The sequence below is a fragment of the Janthinobacterium sp. GW458P genome (assembly GCF_002127585.1).
Classification (GTDB): Bacteria; Pseudomonadota; Gammaproteobacteria; order Burkholderiales; family Burkholderiaceae_D; genus Janthinobacterium.
Map to the genome: position 1 here is coordinate 158,702 of NZ_NEGZ01000002.1, position 16,660 is coordinate 175,361.

Consider the following 16,660-nt stretch of genomic DNA (forward strand, 5'->3'; position numbering starts at 1 on the left):
GCATCAATAAAGGAATCGCATGCCACGCACACGCATCAAGATCTGCGGCCTGACCCGCGTTGAAGACATCCAGGCTGTCGTGGCGGCGGGCGCCGACGCCATCGGCTTCGTGTTTTATCCGAAAAGCCCCCGTTACGTGACGCCCGAGCAGGCGGCCAACCTGATCGCCGCCATTCCCCCGTATGTAACGGCAGTGGGCCTGTTCGTCAATGCCACCGTGGAAGAAGTGCGGGCGACCCGGGCCGTGGCGCCCTTGTCCCTGTTGCAATTTCACGGCGACGAGACGCCGGAACACAGCGCCGCGCTGGCCGGCGCAGTCAATACACCGTTTACGCAAGTGTTCAGGGTGAAAACCGACACCCGCTTTGAAGATTTGCTAGAATACGAACAGCGCTATCGCGCCGCCAGTCCCTTGTTCTCGAGCCTCTTGCTCGATACCTATGTGGATGCGTATGGCGGTGCAGGAAAGGTATTCGATTGGTCCCTCATTCCAGAAGAACTCGCGCCTCGGGTCGTTTTAAGTGGTGGCTTGAGCGTACAAAACGCGACTGACGCAGTGGTGCGCGTGCGCCCTTACGCCGTCGACATCAGCAGTGGTGTCGAAGCGTCCAAGGGCATCAAGGACGCATCCAAAGTCCGCGCGTTCGTCGCCGCGGTGCAGGATGCCGATGCCATCATTGCCAGAGGAAACCACCATGAATGACCATACTACAGCGCCCGGCGCAGCCGCCGCATTGTTCCACGCCGCCGATTACCCGTTTCCCGACCCGCGCGGCCACTTTGGCCCCTACGGCGGCTCGTTTGTGGCCGAAACGCTCACGCACGCGCTGGCCGAGCTGAAGGACGCCTACGCGCGCTACAGCGTCGATCCGGAATTCCTGGAAGAATTCCGCTACGAGCTGAAACACTTCGTCGGCCGCCCGTCGCCCATCTACCACGCCAAGCGCTGGTCCGAGATGGCCGGCGGCGCGCAAATCTACTTCAAGCGCGAAGACCTGAACCACACGGGCGCGCACAAGATCAATAACGTGATCGGCCAGGCCCTGCTGGCCAAGCGCATGGGCAAGCCGCGCATCATCGCCGAGACGGGCGCGGGCCAGCACGGCGTGGCCACGGCCACCATCTGCGCCCGCTTCGGCCTCGAATGCGTGGTCTACATGGGCAGCGAAGACGTCAAGCGCCAGGCGCAGAACGTGTATCGCATGAAATTGCTGGGCGCGACCGTCATACCCGTTGAATCGGGTTCGAAGACCCTCAAGGACGCGCTGAACGAAGCCATGCGCGACTGGGTCACCAACATCGAAAACACCTTTTACATCATCGGCACCGTGGCCGGCCCCCATCCGTATCCGATGATGGTGCGCGACTTCCAGTCCGTTATCGGCGAGGAATGCCTGGTGCAGATGCCGGAAATGACGGGCCGCCAGCCCGACTACGTGCTGGCCTGCATCGGCGGCGGCTCGAACGCCATGGGCATCTTTTACCCGTATATCGACCAGAAAGACGTCAAACTGATCGGCGTGGAAGCGGCCGGCGAAGGACTGGACACGGGCAAGCACTCGGCCTCGCTGACGGCCGGTTTCCCCGGCGTGCTGCACGGCAACCGCACCTATCTGCTGCAGGACGAAAACGGCCAGATCATCGAGACGCATTCCGTCTCGGCCGGCCTCGACTATCCGGGCGTGGGTCCGGAACATGCCTGGTTGAAAGATTCCGGCCGCGCGCAATACGTGTCCATCACGGACGACGAGGCGCTGCAGGCCTTCCACGACTGCTGCCATATCGAAGGCATCATCCCGGCCCTGGAATCGTCGCACGCGCTGGCCTACGCGGCCAAGCTGGCGGCTACCTTGCCGAAAGACCAGATTGTGCTGGCCAACCTGTCGGGCCGTGGCGACAAGGACATGCATACGGTGGCGGAGCGCATGGGATTGAATTTCTCTTAACCCGAAAGCAAGAACCGGGGGCGGACCCTCAGGGTCCGACCCCAGCATTTGCTGTTGGGTTTGAAAAATATTCCATTTATTTACCGTCAAGAAAGATAACCATGTCCCGTATCGCCACCACCTTCGCCCAATTAAAATCCAGCAACAAGACCGCCCTGATCACCTTCATCACCGCCGGCGACCCCGGCCCCGACGCCACCGTGCCCCTGATGCACGCGCTTGTCGAGGGCGGCGCCGACGTGCTGGAGCTGGGCGTGCCGTTTTCCGACCCCATGGCCGAAGGCCCCGTCATCCAGCGCGCCTGCGAGCGGGCGCTGGCATTCAATGTCGGCATCCACGACGTCTTCGGCTACGTGCGCCAGTTCCGCGAAACGAACCAGACGACGCCCGTGGTGCTGATGGGCTACGCAAACCCGATCGAGCGCATCGGCAGCGCCGCGTTTATTGATGCAGCGCAAGCTGCAGGCGCCGATGGCGCCATCGTCGTCGATTATCCGCCGGAAGAGTGCGAGCAGTTCGCGGCCGCCATGCGGGCGGCGGGACTCGACCTGATTTTTTTGCTGGCGCCTACCTCGACGGAAGAACGCATCGCGCAAGTGGCCAAGGTTGGTGGCGGCTTCAGCTATTACGTGTCGCTGAAAGGTGTCACGGGAGCGGGAAACATTGATACGGAACAGGTGGCGGAGCGCCTCGCGGCCATCCGTCAGCATGTAAAATTGCCTATCGGCGTGGGCTTCGGCATCCGCGATGGCGCCACAGCCAGGGCCGTTGCCAAGGTGGCCGATGCCGTCGTCATCGGCAGCCGCATCATCCAGGAAATTGAAAATGCCCCTGAAGGGGGCGCCGTCGACGCCGTGCGCAGCTTTACAGCTGGCATCCGCGCCGCACTGGATGCCTGAGCAATCTTGCCTTTTACGCAAGATGTGTTGGCGGCAAAGTTCGACAGCCCGGCGATAAACGGCTACACTTCGGCCACTGAATGCCTGTTATTGTGCAATAGATAAAATTTTTGGTGGCGCCCCGCGGGGCGTCGCCGTTGACCGTCTGCCGGGGGCGTCCACCGACGCTACCCCTGCAAGGGCCCAAGGAGAAAATATGAGTTGGTTGGAAAAACTGCTGCCACCGCGCATCCAGCGTTCTGATGCTGCCGCGCGCAAGACCATGCCGGAAGGCCTGTGGGTCAAGTGCCCGTCGTGCGAAGCCGTGCTGTACCGTACGGACCTGGAATCGAATTTGCACGTGTGCCCGAAATGCGATCACCACATGCGCATCCGCGCGCGTGAACGCCTCGACAGCCTGCTCGACGCGGGCGGCCGCTATGAAATCGGCCAGGAAATCCTGCCTGTCGATACCTTGAAGTTCAAGGACAGCAAGAAATACCCGGACCGCCTGAAATCTGCCATGGAAGCGACGGGCGAGACCGATGCGATGGTTGTCATGGGCGGCGCCATCATGAGCCTGCCAGTGGTCGTGGCGTGCTTCGAATTCGAGTTCATGGGCGGCTCCATGGGTTCTGTCGTGGGCGAGCGCTTCGTGCGTGGCGCGCAGATCGCACTGGAGCAGAAAGTGCCGTTCATTTGCATCACCGCCACCGGTGGCGCGCGCATGCAGGAAGGCTTGCTTTCCTTGATGCAGATGGCGAAAACCACGGCCATGCTGACCAAGTTGTCGGAAAAGAAATTGCCATTCATCAGCGTGCTGACCGACCCGACCATGGGCGGCGTGTCCGCTTCGTTCGCCTTCATGGGCGACGTCGTCATCGCCGAGCCGAAAGCGCTGATCGGCTTCGCCGGCCCGCGCGTGATTGAAAACACCGTGCGCGAAAAACTGCCGGAAGGCTTCCAGCGCGCCGAGTTCCTCGTCACCAAGGGCGCCGTCGACATGATCGTCGACCGCCGCAAGATGCGCGAAGAAATCGCCCGTCTGCTGGCCTTGTTGCAGAACCAGGCCGTTGAAGTGCTTGCTTAATCGTCAATAGTTACAGGCCGGGCGGCGTCCTGCGGACCCGCCTGGTTGCCACGCCACACCGTCTGCGCGCCGCGCGCACTGTCTCCTCATCAAGAAGTCTCCCATGCAAAACCTCCCCACCACCTTGCCGGACTGGCTCGCCCTGCTGGAAACCCGCCATTCGGAAACCCAGATCAACATGGGCCTGGACCGCGTGCAAGCCGTCAAGGCGCGCATGCAGCTCGCTTTTACTTGCCCCGTGATCATGGTGGCGGGCACGAATGGCAAGGGTTCCACCTGCGCCATGCTGGAATCGGTGCTGTTGCGCGCCGGATACAAAGTGGGCTTGTACATCAAGCCGCATTTTCTCGATTTCAATGAGCGCGCCCGCGTGCTGGGCGAGATGGCCAGCGACGAACAGCTTGTCGCCAGCTTCAACTTTGTTGAGTCCGTGCGCGGCGACACGCCGCTCACGTATTTCGAATTCACCACCCTGGCCATCCTGCACCTGCTGTCGCAGGCCAAGCTCGACGTGGCCATCCTGGAAGTGGGCCTGGGCGGGCGCCTGGACGCCGTCAATGTGATCGACGCGGACGTGGCCATCGTCACCAGCGTCGATATCGACCACACGGATTACCTGGGCGACACGCGCGAAGCGATCGGCTTTGAAAAAGCCGGCATCTTCCGCCCGGGCAAGGCGGCCATCTGCAGCGACCCCGTGCCGCCGCAATCCTTGATCGACCATGCCGAGGCCATCGGCGCCGACCTGTGGCTGATGGGCCGCGATTTCAACTATTCGGGCGACAAGCAGCAGTGGAACTATGGCGGGCGCGAACAGCGCCGCAATTCGCTGGCCTACCCGAGCTTGCGCGGCGCCAACCAGATCCTCAACGCGACCGCCGTGCTGGCCGCGCTGGAAGTGCTGAAATTGAAACTGCCCGTGGGCGCGCAGGAAGTGCGCACGGGCCTCGTGACGGTGGAACTGCCGGGCCGCTTCCAGGTCTTGCCTGGCCGTCCCAGCGTGATCCTTGATGTAGCGCATAATCCCCACGCGGCCTCGGCCCTCAACCAGAACCTGGGCAATATGGGATTCCACCCGTACACCTATGCCGTGTTCGGCTCCATGCACGACAAGGATATCGATGGCGTGCTCGCCGCCATGAGCGAGCACGTCGATCACTGGTGCCTGGCGGGCCTGCCGTCGCCGCGCGCGGCCACGGCCTCCGAGCTGGCCGCCAAGGTGCAGATCATGTTGGAAGATAAACCCGACAGCAGCGAGCATACTGTGTCTATTTTCGATGATCCGGCACAAGCTTTTGCAAATGCAATGAGCCGGGCCGGTGAGAATGATAGAATTGTGGTCTTTGGTTCTTTCCTCACCGTTGCCGGCGTGATGAAGGCCCGAAAATCCTCACTTCACTGAAACGCACTCGACTGAAAATCACGCATGGGCTTGTTCTCGAAACTGTTTAAAAACAAGCAAGAATCCTCTGGCGAAGACAGCGGCTTTTATGTCCCTGGCGAAGCACAGTCGCCGACCCGCAAACGCGCCGCCAACACCTCCGGTGGCGGCGGATCGCGCCGTGGCGGCAAGGAAACGCCGGACCCGGTCTTGCCTGAAAAAAAGCGCGCACGCCGCCGCCTGGTCGGGGCCATCGCCCTGGCCCTGGGCGTCGCCGTCGGCTTGCCGATGCTGCTCGATTCCGAACCGAAAGCGCCCGTCAACGACATCGCCATCGACATCCCCTCGAAAGAAAAGGCGGCTGCTGCGCCTGCGCCGGCCCCGGTGCCGGCCATGCCAGCCCAGACGGCTGCAAACACTGGCCTGGACCAGTCCGAGGAAATTGTCGATGCGCCGCTGCCGCCAGTCGCCAGGCCCAAGCCGGCGCCGGCACCCGTGTTGGCAGCTGCCGAGCCTGCGCCGGTGAAGCCGGCCTATGTCGAGCCGAAACCTGAACCCAAGCCTGTCAAGGTGGAGCCGAAGCCGGAGCCGAAACACGAGCCCAAGCCGGAAGCCAGGCACGAGCCCAAGCCTGAACCGAAGCCGGAACCCAAACATGAAGTAAAACCGGAAGCCAAGCCGGAGCCGAAACCGGCCAAGCCGGCGCAGTCGGCCGACGATGCGGCGCGCGCCATGGCAATTCTGGAGGGCAAGCCGCTCGATAAGCCACAGGAAAAAGCGCACGATGCCGGCAATGGCAAGTTCGTGGTGCAGGTGGCGGCCCTGGCGACGCAGGACAAGGTCGACGAATTGCAGGAGAAGCTGCGGGAAGCAGGCATCAAGTCGTACACGCAGAAAGTCTCCAGCCCGGCGGGCGAGCGCATCCGTGTAAGAGTGGGGCCGTTCGGCAGCCGTGACGATGCGGAAAAGACACGCGCCAAGCTGCAAAAACTGGGCCTGGGCGGCAGCCTGGTGCCGGTGTGACGATGCAAGGCTGAACGCGCGTGACGATCTTCGATTACCTGGTGCTGTTCGTGCTGGCCACGTCCGTGCTGATCAGCATGATGCGCGGCCTGGTCAAGGAAATACTGTCGCTGGTCAGCTGGATCGTGGCGTTCGTCATTGCCAACGCCTATGGCGCCACCCTGGCGAAATTCCTGCCGGAAGCCGTGCCGGGCGAAGCCATCCGTCTGTTGCTGGCTTTCGTCGTGCTGTTCATCGGCGTGCGCATTTTGATGGGATTGCTGTCCATGACGGTCGACGCGCTGGTCAAGGTGACAGGCCTGAGCCTGGCTGACCGTACCCTGGGCAGCCTGTTCGGCCTGGCGCGGGGCCTTGTGATCGTGCTGACCGCCGTCATCTTGTGCGGCATGACTTCCGTACCGCAGCAGCCCTTCTGGAAAAACGCGCTGCTCAGCCCGCTCGCGGAGCAGGGCGCGCGCGCCATCAAGCCTTATCTGCCTGCCGCCTACGCGCAGCATGTGAAATTTTGAATTTTTTTTAAAATCAGTAGCACAGTTTAGGAGCACACCATGTGTGGCATCGTCGGCGTCGTTTCCCATCAACCTGTCAATCAATTGCTCTATGATGCATTGTTGCTCTTGCAACATCGCGGTCAGGATGCGGCAGGGATTGCGACAAATCACAGCAGTATGTTTTCCATGCACAAGGCCAACGGCCTCGTGCGTGACGTCTTCCGTACGCGCAATATGCGTTCGCTGCAAGGCACTACGGGCATCGGCCACTGCCGTTACCCGACGGCCGGTTCGTCGAGCGAAGAGGAAGCACAGCCGTTTTATGTGAATGCGCCGTTCGGCATCACGCTGGCGCACAATGGCAACCTGACCAACTGGGAGCAGTTGAAGCAGGAAATGTTCAAGAACGACCGCCGTCACATCAATACCGATTCCGACTCGGAAGTGCTGCTCAACGTGCTGGCGCATGAAATCCAGGAAGCGACGACGGGCCTGAACCTGGACCCCGACGCCATCTTCAAGGCGGTCACCGTGCTGAACCGCCGCGTCAAGGGCGGCTATGCCGCCGTGGCGCAAATCGCCGGCGTGGGCTTGCTGGCCTTCCGCGACCCGCACGGCATCCGCCCGCTGTGCCTGGGTATCAATGAAACGGAGCAGGGGCCTGAATACCTGATCGCCTCCGAATCCGTGGCCCTGGAAGGCATGGGTTTCCGCTTCGTGCGTGACATCGGCCCCGGCGAAGCCGTCTTCATCGATGCCGACAAGCAATTGCATAGCGCTCAGTGCGCCGATAACGCCAGCCTGAATCCGTGCGTGTTCGAATTCGTCTACCTGGCCCGTCCCGATTCCGTCATCGACGGCGCCTCCGTGTACGCCACGCGCCTGAAAATGGGCGAATACCTGGCGGAAAAAATCCGCACCGAGTTGCCTGGCGTGCATATCGACGTGGTCATGCCGATTCCCGACTCCTCGCGTCCGGCCGCCATCCAGCTGGCCATGGCGCTCAACATCGAGTACCGCGAAGGCTTCATCAAGAACCGCTACATCGGCCGCACTTTTATTATGCCGGGCCAGGCGGCGCGCAAGAAATCCGTGCGCCAGAAGCTCAACGCGATTCCATCGGAATTCAAGGACAAAGTGGTCTTGCTGGTCGATGACTCCATCGTGCGCGGCACCACCAGCCGTGAAATCGTGCAGATGGCGCGCGAAGCGGGCGCGACGAAGGTCATCTTCGCCTCGGCCGCGCCGCCGGTGATCTACCCGAACGTATACGGCATCGACATGCCGACGCGTGACGAGCTGATCGCCTACGGCCGCACGACGGAAGAAGTGTGCCGCGAAATCACGGCCGATTACCTGGTGTACCAGGACATCGGCGCCCTCAAGCAGGCGATTGCCGACGTCAACCCGGCCCTGACGAACTTCGAGGCGTCATGCTTCGACGGCGTCTACGTGACGGGCGACGTGTCGCAGGAATACCTGGACCGCCTCGAATATGCGCGCCACCATCCGAAGGCGGCAGCGCCCGAAGATACGCCCCGTTCCCAGCTGAACCTGAACCTGGCAACGACAGAAGCGTAATTATCTTGCCCGGCTAGCGCCGGGCTTTTTTTGCTCCGCGATCATGAACGATAAAAAAAACTACGGCTTTACCACCACCATCCTGCATAACGACCGCCGCAAGGGCATCGAGCACGGCTCGCTGCACAAGCCCGTGCACACCTCCGTTGCCTTCGGCTACGGCGACGCGCGCCAGCTCGCCTCCGTCTTCCAGGGCAAGGAGCCGGGCTTTCGCTATGGCCGCCAGGGTAACCCGACCGTGTCCGCGCTGGAAGACAAGGTCAACAAGATGGAAGACGGCGTGGCGACCCTGTGCTTCGCCACCGGCATGGGCGCCATCGGCGCCGTGGTGCAGTCCTTGCTGCGCGCGGGCGACCACGTGGTGTCGTCGGCCTTTCTGTTCGGCAATACCAACAGCCTGTGGCAAACGGTAACGGGACAGGGCATGGCCGTGTCCTTCGTCGACGCCACCGATGTGGCGAATGTGGCGGCCGCCATCACGCCGGCCACGCGGATTGTTTTCGTGGAAACTATTGCCAATCCGCGCACACAAATCGCTGACCTGAAAAAAATCGGTGACCTGTGCCGCGAGAAGGGCATTTTGTACATCGTCGACAACACCATGACGACGCCCTACCTGTTCCGCCCGAAAGCCGTGGGCGCGGGCCTGGTGGTCAACGCCTTGACGAAATCCATCGGCGGCCACGGCAATGCGCTCGGCGGCAGCTTGACGGACACGGGTGTGTTCGACTGGACACAGTATCCGAACATTTTCGAGAATTACAAGAAGGCGGCGCCGGCCCAGTGGGGCATCGCGCAGATCCGCGCCAAGGCCTTGCGCGATTTCGGCGCCTCGCTGGGCCCGGAAGCGGCGCACCATCTCGCCGTCGGCGCGGAAACCATGGCCTTGCGCCTGGATCGCACCTGCTCGAACGCCCTGGCGCTGGCGACGATGCTGCAGGCGGACCCGCGCGTCGCTGCCGTGCACTATCCGGGCTTGCCGTCGCACCCGCAGCACGCGCTGGCGACGGACCTGTTCCGCAGCTATGGTTCGCTGTTCAGTTTTGAGTTGAAGGATGGCATCGATTGCTTCGATTTCCTGAACCGCCTGAATCTGGCCATTCCAGCCAGTAACCTCGGTGACACGCGCACCCTCGTCATTCCCGTCGCCCACACGATTTTTTACGAGATGGGGGCCGAGCGGCGCGCCAGCATGGGCATCGCCGAGTCGCTGATCCGCGTTTCCGTCGGTATCGAGGACGAGGTGGATCTGCTCGAGGATTTCAGCAGCGCGCTTGAGGAATGATGCCCAGCCAAACCTGCTGCGCGTCGGTATAGGCGGCTTGCGATGCTCACCGGCTCGGCGCCCCCGTACTGAGTATGGTTCCGCTTCTCGGCCACCTCTCCCTTCCGCTCGCGACGGTTTTGTCGGGCATTGAAACTTGCGTGTCAGGCATGAGACGGGGGCAACTAAAAACTGGGGTCAGACCCGGCGGGTCTGACCCCGGCGTGCAACTTAATGCCAGCTGCGCATCAAACCTACGGCTAAACCTTCCAGGGCGAATTCGTCTTCCGGCGATACGGTGATGACCTTGAAGTCGGGATTTTCCGGGAACAGTTCGATGACGGAGCCCGTCTTCTTGTAGCGCTTGACGGTGACTTCGTCGCCGATGCGGGCAACGACGATCTGCCCGTTCTTGGCGCTGTCGACCTTTTTGACGGCCAATAAGTCGCCATCCATGATGCCGGCGTCGCGCATGGACCAGCCACGCACTTTCAGCAGGAAGTCCGGCTTGGCCGAAAACAGGGCCGGGTCGACGTTGTAGCTCGCTTCCAGGTTTTCCTGCGCCAGGATGGGGGAGCCGGCCGCCACGCGGCCGATCAGGGGCAGCGACATCAGCAGGGCCGGCGCTACCTTCGGCAGCGCCTCGGCCGCCGCACCGATCAGGCGGATGCCGCGCGAAGTGCCCGGCGAGATCTCGATGGCGCCCTTGCGGGCCAGGGCCTGCAGATGCTCTTCGGCCGCGTTGGCCGATTTGAAACCCAGTTCATTGGCGATTTCGGCACGGGTGGGCGGAAAGCCCGTGTTTTCAATCGCATCCTTGATCAGGTTCAGGATTTGTTCTTGTCGTGCTGTCAGCTTGATCATGAGCGGTGGGTGCATACTAAAATGCTGTCTATATGAACAGTCTGTATTTTTGTACAGTATCGCCCACTATGCAAGCGGAATTCGGCCTTTTTCAGCGATTTTGAAAGAAAACCTGCTGTTCGGGCAAGAACGGCGGTCGCTGGCGGGCGCGGCGCAAGCAATCATTGAATAGTTCGCAAAAGGCAGTTATAATCTTCGGCTGACCTTCCCACACCCGTCTTGACGCCGGGGTGGGCGATTATTAATCCGACCTGAAGGAGTTTGCATGCGTCATTATGAAATAGTCTTTATCGTCCATCCGGACCAAAGCGAGCAAGTGCCCGCGATGATCGAACGCTACAAAGCCAGCGTAACCACCCGCGGCGGTTCGGTTCACCGCGTGGAAGATTGGGGCCGCCGTCAAATGGCTTACTCGATCCAAAAGCTGCCTAAAGCACACTACATCTGCCTGAACATCGAATGCGACAACGAGACCCTGGTCGAGTTGGAAACAGCATTCAAATTCAATGATGCCGTGTTGCGTCACCTGACCGTTAAAATGAAGAAAGCTGAAACAGCTCCTTCGCCGATGATGAAATCGGTACAACGCGAAGACGCGGCCAAAAGCCACCGCACCGAAGCACCAGCAGCCGCTCCAGCCGCAGCCGCTTAATTTCTGACCAGGATCGTGCGCTGAACCAGCTACAAGTTACCGCCATCATTGCCGAGCGCGAAATATTGCGCTATACCCCGGCAGGGCTGCCGATTGTGAATGCAGTATTGCAACACAGTTCGCAGCAGATGGAAGCAGGAATTGCCCGTTTGACCGAGTTTGATGTTGCCGCGCTTGCCGCTGGCGAAATTTCAGGCCGGTTCAGCCAGGCAAGCTTGGGCGGGGTCTATCAGTTCACGGGTTTCCTGGCCAGAAAGAGCCGCAACAGCAAGAGTTTGGTGTTTCACATCATTGATTTTAGTGCAGTCATTCCCGACTAGCGCATTTTAGATACAGGAGCCTGACATGGCATTCGGTAAAAAGTTCGACAAAAATAAGCTCAAGCTTAAAGAAAAACGCAAACAGCAAAACCCATTGTTCAAACGTAAGAAGTTCTGCCGCTTCACGGCAGCTCACGTTGAGCAAGTCGACTACAAAGACGTCGACACGCTGAAAGACTTCGTCCAGGAAAACGGCAAGATCATGCCAGCACGCCTGACCGGTACCAAAGCGCACTACCAGCGCCAAGTCGACACCGCAATCAAGCGCGCTCGCTTCCTCGCGCTGCTGCCATACACCGATCTGCACCACGCTTAATCGGTCAGATATTCCTGGAGAAGAACTATGCAAATCATTCTGTTAGAAAAAGTTGTAAACGTCGGTAACCTCGGCGAAGTCGTCAAAGTCAAGGACGGTTACGCACGTAACTTCCTGATCCCGCAACGCCTGGCACGTCGTGCCACGGCAACCGCTGTGGCTGAATTCGAAGTCAAGCGCGCCGAACTGGAAAAAGCTGCTGCCGCCAAACTGGCCGCATCGCAAGCCCAGGGCGAAAAACTGAGCGGCCTGACCGTTCAAGTTGCTCAAAAAGCTGGCGTCGATGGCCGTCTGTTCGGTTCCGTCACCAACTTCGACATCGCTGAAGCGCTGACCAAGCAAGGTTTTGCTGTTGAAAAAGCACAAATCCGCATGCCTACCGGCCCGCTGAAGATCGTTGGCGAGCACAACGTTTCGGTTGCTCTGCACACCGACGTGGTCGTGGAAGTGGTGATCGCTGTCGTTCCAGACGCGAACGCGTAATCGTCTGCGGGCCTGGCCCGCAAGCGCTGCCGCACTATGAAAAGCCGGGTTCGCCCGGCTTTTTTGTGGCCTTTTTTTCGCTCATTTTCAGCCCTTTATTTTTGCCGGCACGCCGAAGCGGGTATAATTCGCGCCATGAACGCCCCCTCTGATCCGCAACTGGATTCCCTCCGTATTCCGCCGCATTCGATCGAAGCAGAACAATCCGTCATCGGTGGTCTGCTGCGCGACAATGCCGCCTATGACCGCATTGCCGACTTCATGCATGCGGAGGATTTCTATCGCTATGACCATCGCATCATCTTCGAGCAAATCGTCAAGATGGTTAACGCTTCCAAGCCAGCCGATGTCATTACTGTTTTTGAAACCCTGACCCAGCTCGGCAAGGCCGAGGATGTGGGCGGACTCGCTTACCTGAACGCCATGGCGCAAAATACGCCATCGGCTGCGAACATCCGGCGCTATGCCGAAATCGTGCGCGACCGCGGCGTGCTGCGCAAGCTCATCACCGTCGCCGACGATATCTCCGGCACGGCCTTCAGCCCGCAAGGCAAGGAAGTCAAGCAGATGCTTGACGAGGCCGAATCGAAGATTTTCGCCATCGCCGAAGAAGGCGCGCGCGGCGCCCAGGGCTGGACCGCCATCCAGCCCCTGCTGACGCAAGTGGTCGAGCGCATCGACGAACTGTACAGCCGCGACAACCAGAGTGAAATCACGGGCGTGCCCACCGGTTTCATCGACCTCGACCGCATGACCTCGGGTCTGCAGCCGGGCGACCTGGTGATCGTGGCGGGACGTCCGTCGATGGGCAAGACGGCGTTTTCCGTCAACATCGGCGAAAACGTGGCCATCGACAGCGGCTTGCCCGTGGCCGTGTTCTCGATGGAGATGGGCGGCGCCCAGCTGGCCATGCGTATGCTCGGCTCCGTCGGCCAGCTGGACCAGCACCGCCTGCGCACGGGCCGCCTGAACGACGAAGACTGGCCGCGCCTGACGAATGCAATCCAGAAGATGAACGACGCGCAGTTGTACATCGATGAAACGCCGGCGCTCAACTCGATCGAATTGCGCGCCCGCTCGCGCCGTCTGTCGCGTCAATGCGGCAAGCTTGGCCTGATCATCGTCGACTATTTGCAGCTGATGTCGGCCAATACCCCGGGCGACAACCGCGCCACGGAAATTTCCGAGATTTCGCGGGGCTTGAAGGGCCTGGCGAAGGAACTCGGCTGTCCCGTGATCGCGCTGTCCCAGCTGAACCGCTCGCTGGAGCAACGCCCGAACAAACGTCCCGTGATGTCCGACTTGCGCGAATCGGGCGCTATCGAGCAGGATGCCGACGTGATCCTGTTCATTTACCGCGACGAGGTGTATAACCCCGACTCGCCGGACAAGGGAACGGCCGAAATCATCATCGGTAAACAGCGTAACGGTCCAATCGGCAGCATCCGCCTCACCTTCATGGGGCAGTACACCAAATTTGGCAATTACAGTGGTGGCCTGGCGCTTTACCAAGGCGACTAAGACTCAGCAGCACTGGCAATTCCATCGGCCGCCCCCTCATACGGGGCGGCTTTCTGTAGTAAATAACACGACTCAATGCTTAACGGAGAATGACATGTTTGGACGCTTGATGCCCACTGAGGGCAAGTTTTTTGAATTGTTTAACCAGCACGCGGAACTGTGCGTCAAAGGCGCAAAAGAGATGCTCGGCCTGATGACCAATTTCGACGACCTGGAAAACCGCGTGCATGCGATCGAAAGCATCGAGAAACAGGCGGACAAAGTCACCTACGCCACCGTGGAAATGCTGCACAAGACCTTCATCACGCCGATCGACCGCGATGACATCCATCAGCTGATCACGCGCCAGGACGACATCCTCGACCTGCTGGAAGACGCCGCGCAAACCGTCTCGCTGTACGACCTGAAAGCCGTCACGCCGGAAGCCAAGCGCCTGGCTGAACTGGTGCTGGCCTGCACCGAGAAAGTGCGCGACGCCGTCGCCATGCTGCACAACATGGATAATTCGCGCAAGATCGTCGCCATCTGCGAAGAGATCGACCGCCTGGAATCGGACGCCGACCACGTGATGCGCGCCGCGATGTCCAAGCTGTTCCGCGACGAACCGGACGTGCGCAACCTGATCAAGCTCAAAGCGATCTACGAAATTCTGGAAACCGTGACCGACCGTTGCGAAGACGTGTCCAATATTATCGAAGGCATCATCGTCGAAAACGCGTAAGCGTTGGGCCTGTCCTGAACCAGAATCAGAAAAGAAACTACAATGACCATACAAATCAGCATCTACGTGCTAGGCCTGTTGATCGTCCTCGCGCTGCTGTTTGACTTCATGAACGGCTTCCACGATGCCGCCAACGCGATCGCCACGGTGGTCTCGACGGGCGTATTGAAACCGCAGACCGCGGTTGCCATGGCCGCCACGTTCAACTTCGTCGCCATCTTCGTGTTCCACCAGCTGACCGTGGCCGCCACGGTGGGCAAGGGCACCATCGACCCGGCCGTGATCGACCAGTACGTGGTCTTCGGCGCGCTGATGGGCGCCATCTTCTGGAATTTGTTTACCTGGTACTACGGCATTCCATCGTCGTCCTCGCACGCGCTGATCGGCGGCCTGGTGGGCGCCGCCGTCGCCAAGTCGGGCACGGGCGCGCTGGTCGCGGCCGGCCTGTGGAAAACCGTGGCCTTCATCGTCATCGCGCCCGTGCTGGGTTTTGTGTTCGGCTCCATCATGATGCTGCTCGTGTCGTGGATATTCGTCCGCTCGACGCCGCGCAAGGTCGACAAGTGGTTCCGCCGCCTGCAACTGGCATCGGCCGCCGCCTACAGCCTGGGCCACGGCGGCAACGATGCGCAAAAAACCATCGGCATTATCTGGATGCTGCTGATCGCCGCAGGTTATTCCAGCGCGAACGACCAGATGCCGCCGATGTGGGTCATCATCTCGTGCTACACGGCGATCAGCTTCGGCACCCTGTTCGGCGGCTGGCGCATCGTCAAGACCATGGGCCAGAAGATCACCAAGTTGAAACCGGTCGGCGGCTTCTGCGCCGAAACGGGCGGCGCGATCACCCTGTTCGTCTCGACGGCGCTGGGCATTCCTGTGTCGACCACGCATACGATCACGGGTGCCATCGTCGGCGTCGGCTCGTCGCAAAAAATGTCGGCCGTGCGCTGGGGCGTGGCTGGCAATATCGTCTGGGCCTGGATCTTCACGATTCCCGCTTCCGCGTTTGTCGCGGCAGTCGCCTGGTGGATTGGCCACCACATCATGTAAGGCACCTCTGCAAACCTACTGCGCAGCCCACTATCGAATATCCGTTGCTCACTGTACTAAAGTACAGCTCCGCTACTCAGTCCGATATCGGGCTTGCTCGCTACGGTTTTCAGAGGGCCTTGGGTCAACTGGGCGCATGTATAAAAAAGGGAACCAAAAGGTTCCCTTTTTTTATGCGCCGGCCAGTTCCACCGTCAGCCCCTCGCTGGCGAGGAAGACCTGCAGGCTGCCCAGCCGGCTCGCATAGCGGCCCATCACGTCGGCGAACACGGCTTCCAGTTGCGCGTCGCTGCGCGTCGGTTCGTGGTGGGTGCAGTACAGGCGCCGCGCGCCGCAGCGCAGGGCCAGGTCGAAGGCCGCGTCGAAGGTGCCGTGGCCCCAGCCCTGCTTGCCCGGGTATTCCTCGCGCGTGTAGGAGCAGTCCATGATCAGCGCATCGACGCCGGCGACCAGCGCATCGATGCCGGCCTGGCGCTGCGCGTTGCGCGCCGCGCAGGCCGCGTGCTCGGCATGGCCGGGCGGATGCAGGTTGTAGAACGGTTCATGGTCGCCGCTGAAAAACAGCGAGGCGCCGGCGCAGTCGATGCGATAGCCCAGGTTGACGACCGGATGGTTCATTTCCGTGCCGCGCACGCGCGCGCTCCCCACTTCGACGGTGTCGCCGGGCGCCAGGGTGCGGTACTCGATGCGGGCCGCCATGGCCGCTTCGCTGACGGGAAAGTAGCTGTTTTGCAGCTGCACCGCCATTACATGCTCGATGCCGCGCCCGCTGATGGCGTCCATGGCGCCATGCAGGCGCATGCGGTTGCCGGCCACGAACAGGGGCGAGAACATGGGCAAGCCATGGATGTGGTCCCAGTGGCTGTGCGTGATGAAGACGTGCGCATCGACGGGCTGGCCCGCCGGCAGCTGCTGCGCCAGTGAAAAGATGCCGCTGCCCGCATCGAGAATGATCAGGCTGTCGTCGGTGCGCACTTCGATGCACGTGGTGTTGCCGCCATAGCGGGCCGTGCGCGGACCGGGGGAGGGGATAGAGCCGCGTACGCCCCTGAACGTGAATTTCATTCAGTACCTTG

Annotated in this window: 18 protein-coding genes; 16 read left to right on the plus strand and 2 right to left on the minus strand. The window is 60.9% G+C overall.

All coding sequences use genetic code 11. The features are described from left to right. Positions 1-19 precede the first annotated feature (19 nt). The 9 genes from CBW50_RS02850 (at position 20) to CBW50_RS02890 (ending at position 9,675) form a co-directional block, all read left to right on the plus strand. Positions 20-703, plus strand: coding sequence for a phosphoribosylanthranilate isomerase (locus CBW50_RS02850; RefSeq protein WP_086144109.1), 684 nt, complete (start codon positions 20-22; stop codon positions 701-703). Further along, positions 696-1,946, plus strand: coding sequence for a tryptophan synthase subunit beta (gene trpB / locus CBW50_RS02855; RefSeq protein ID WP_099375059.1), 1,251 nt, complete (start codon positions 696-698; stop codon positions 1,944-1,946). The genes CBW50_RS02850 and trpB overlap by 8 nt, the downstream gene beginning before the upstream one ends. A 101-nt stretch (positions 1,947-2,047) precedes the next feature. After that, positions 2,048-2,845 (plus strand): tryptophan synthase subunit alpha, encoded by a 798-nt coding sequence (trpA, locus tag CBW50_RS02860; RefSeq protein WP_086144111.1) that lies wholly within the window; start codon positions 2,048-2,050, stop codon positions 2,843-2,845. A gap of 196 nt (positions 2,846-3,041) precedes the next feature. Next, a complete protein-coding gene (gene accD / locus CBW50_RS02865; RefSeq protein ID WP_010400390.1) occupies positions 3,042-3,914 on the plus strand; it encodes an acetyl-CoA carboxylase, carboxyltransferase subunit beta in 873 nt (290 codons plus the stop codon). 103 nt (positions 3,915-4,017) lie between these two features. After that, entirely contained in the window at positions 4,018-5,316 is a 1,299-nt protein-coding gene (gene folC / locus CBW50_RS02870) for a bifunctional tetrahydrofolate synthase/dihydrofolate synthase (protein WP_086144112.1), read from the plus strand. Between the two features lie 24 nt (positions 5,317-5,340). Continuing rightward, on the plus strand, positions 5,341-6,318 hold the full coding sequence (locus tag CBW50_RS02875; protein ID WP_086144113.1) for an SPOR domain-containing protein: 978 nt from the start codon (positions 5,341-5,343) through the stop codon (positions 6,316-6,318). Between the two features lie 20 nt (positions 6,319-6,338). Further along, entirely contained in the window at positions 6,339-6,827 is a 489-nt protein-coding gene (locus tag CBW50_RS02880) for a CvpA family protein (protein ID WP_086144114.1), read from the plus strand. A gap of 39 nt (positions 6,828-6,866) precedes the next feature. Continuing rightward, positions 6,867-8,390: an amidophosphoribosyltransferase gene (purF, locus tag CBW50_RS02885; protein ID WP_086144115.1), complete on the plus strand. Its 1,524-nt coding sequence runs from the start codon at positions 6,867-6,869 to the stop codon at positions 8,388-8,390. A gap of 43 nt (positions 8,391-8,433) precedes the next feature. Next, entirely contained in the window at positions 8,434-9,675 is a 1,242-nt protein-coding gene (locus CBW50_RS02890) for a cystathionine gamma-synthase family protein (RefSeq protein ID WP_086144116.1), read from the plus strand. A 210-nt stretch (positions 9,676-9,885) separates the two neighbouring features. On the opposite strand, the gene lexA is transcribed toward CBW50_RS02890, so the two are convergent. Beyond that, the gene (lexA, locus tag CBW50_RS02895; RefSeq protein ID WP_086144117.1) at positions 9,886-10,518 is read right to left on the minus strand and encodes a transcriptional repressor LexA; all 633 of its coding nucleotides are present in this window, start codon (positions 10,516-10,518) and stop codon (positions 9,886-9,888) included. Between the two features lie 265 nt (positions 10,519-10,783). Here lexA and rpsF point away from each other — a divergent pair, with 265 nt between their 5' ends. The 7 genes from rpsF to CBW50_RS02930 all read left to right on the plus strand — a co-directional run bounded on the left by rpsF (position 10,784) and on the right by CBW50_RS02930 (position 15,584). After that, entirely contained in the window at positions 10,784-11,170 is a 387-nt protein-coding gene (gene rpsF, locus CBW50_RS02900; protein ID WP_010400028.1) for a 30S ribosomal protein S6, read from the plus strand. A 20-nt stretch (positions 11,171-11,190) separates the two neighbouring features. Then, a complete protein-coding gene (priB, locus tag CBW50_RS02905) occupies positions 11,191-11,490 on the plus strand; it encodes a primosomal replication protein N (RefSeq protein ID WP_086144118.1) in 300 nt (99 codons plus the stop codon). Between the two features lie 25 nt (positions 11,491-11,515). Beyond that, positions 11,516-11,806: a 30S ribosomal protein S18 gene (gene rpsR / locus CBW50_RS02910; protein ID WP_010400024.1), complete on the plus strand. Its 291-nt coding sequence runs from the start codon at positions 11,516-11,518 to the stop codon at positions 11,804-11,806. A 27-nt stretch (positions 11,807-11,833) separates the two neighbouring features. Then, complete coding sequence (rplI, locus tag CBW50_RS02915; RefSeq protein WP_034783456.1) at positions 11,834-12,289, plus strand: 50S ribosomal protein L9; 456 nt, start codon at positions 11,834-11,836, stop codon at positions 12,287-12,289. Between the two features lie 135 nt (positions 12,290-12,424). Next, the gene (locus tag CBW50_RS02920; protein WP_071322553.1) at positions 12,425-13,810 is read left to right on the plus strand and encodes a replicative DNA helicase; all 1,386 of its coding nucleotides are present in this window, start codon (positions 12,425-12,427) and stop codon (positions 13,808-13,810) included. 94 nt (positions 13,811-13,904) lie between these two features. Beyond that, entirely contained in the window at positions 13,905-14,531 is a 627-nt protein-coding gene (locus CBW50_RS02925; RefSeq protein ID WP_010400015.1) for a DUF47 domain-containing protein, read from the plus strand. Positions 14,532-14,573: 42 nt separating this feature from the next. Then, on the plus strand, positions 14,574-15,584 hold the full coding sequence (locus CBW50_RS02930; RefSeq protein ID WP_086144119.1) for an inorganic phosphate transporter: 1,011 nt from the start codon (positions 14,574-14,576) through the stop codon (positions 15,582-15,584). 171 nt (positions 15,585-15,755) lie between these two features. On the opposite strand, the gene CBW50_RS02935 is transcribed toward CBW50_RS02930, so the two are convergent. Then, entirely contained in the window at positions 15,756-16,649 is an 894-nt protein-coding gene (locus CBW50_RS02935; protein WP_086144120.1) for an MBL fold metallo-hydrolase, read from the minus strand. Between the last annotated feature and the right edge of the window lie 11 nt (positions 16,650-16,660).

Excerpts from the sequence above, each read along its gene's own strand:
- rpsR (WP_010400024.1), top strand. The coding sequence starts at position 11,516 with ATGGCATTCGGTAAAAAGTTCGACAAAAATAAGCTCAAGCTTAAAGAA.
- rplI (WP_034783456.1), top strand. The coding sequence starts at position 11,834 with ATGCAAATCATTCTGTTAGAAAAAGTTGTAAACGTCGGTAACCTCGGC.
- CBW50_RS02875 (WP_086144113.1), top strand. The coding sequence starts at position 5,341 with ATGGGCTTGTTCTCGAAACTGTTTAAAAACAAGCAAGAATCCTCTGGC.
- CBW50_RS02925 (WP_010400015.1), top strand. The coding sequence starts at position 13,905 with ATGTTTGGACGCTTGATGCCCACTGAGGGCAAGTTTTTTGAATTGTTT.
- trpB (WP_099375059.1), top strand. The coding sequence starts at position 696 with ATGAATGACCATACTACAGCGCCCGGCGCAGCCGCCGCATTGTTCCAC.
- CBW50_RS02930 (WP_086144119.1), top strand. The coding sequence starts at position 14,574 with ATGACCATACAAATCAGCATCTACGTGCTAGGCCTGTTGATCGTCCTC.
- CBW50_RS02890 (WP_086144116.1), top strand. The coding sequence starts at position 8,434 with ATGAACGATAAAAAAAACTACGGCTTTACCACCACCATCCTGCATAAC.
- CBW50_RS02920 (WP_071322553.1), top strand. The coding sequence starts at position 12,425 with ATGAACGCCCCCTCTGATCCGCAACTGGATTCCCTCCGTATTCCGCCG.
- folC (WP_086144112.1), top strand. The coding sequence starts at position 4,018 with ATGCAAAACCTCCCCACCACCTTGCCGGACTGGCTCGCCCTGCTGGAA.
- purF (WP_086144115.1), top strand. The coding sequence starts at position 6,867 with ATGTGTGGCATCGTCGGCGTCGTTTCCCATCAACCTGTCAATCAATTG.
- lexA (WP_086144117.1), bottom strand. The coding sequence starts at position 10,518 with ATGATCAAGCTGACAGCACGACAAGAACAAATCCTGAACCTGATCAAG.
- rpsF (WP_010400028.1), top strand. The coding sequence starts at position 10,784 with ATGCGTCATTATGAAATAGTCTTTATCGTCCATCCGGACCAAAGCGAG.
- trpA (WP_086144111.1), top strand. The coding sequence starts at position 2,048 with ATGTCCCGTATCGCCACCACCTTCGCCCAATTAAAATCCAGCAACAAG.
- CBW50_RS02935 (WP_086144120.1), bottom strand. The coding sequence starts at position 16,649 with ATGAAATTCACGTTCAGGGGCGTACGCGGCTCTATCCCCTCCCCCGGT.
- accD (WP_010400390.1), top strand. The coding sequence starts at position 3,042 with ATGAGTTGGTTGGAAAAACTGCTGCCACCGCGCATCCAGCGTTCTGAT.
- CBW50_RS02850 (WP_086144109.1), top strand. The coding sequence starts at position 20 with ATGCCACGCACACGCATCAAGATCTGCGGCCTGACCCGCGTTGAAGAC.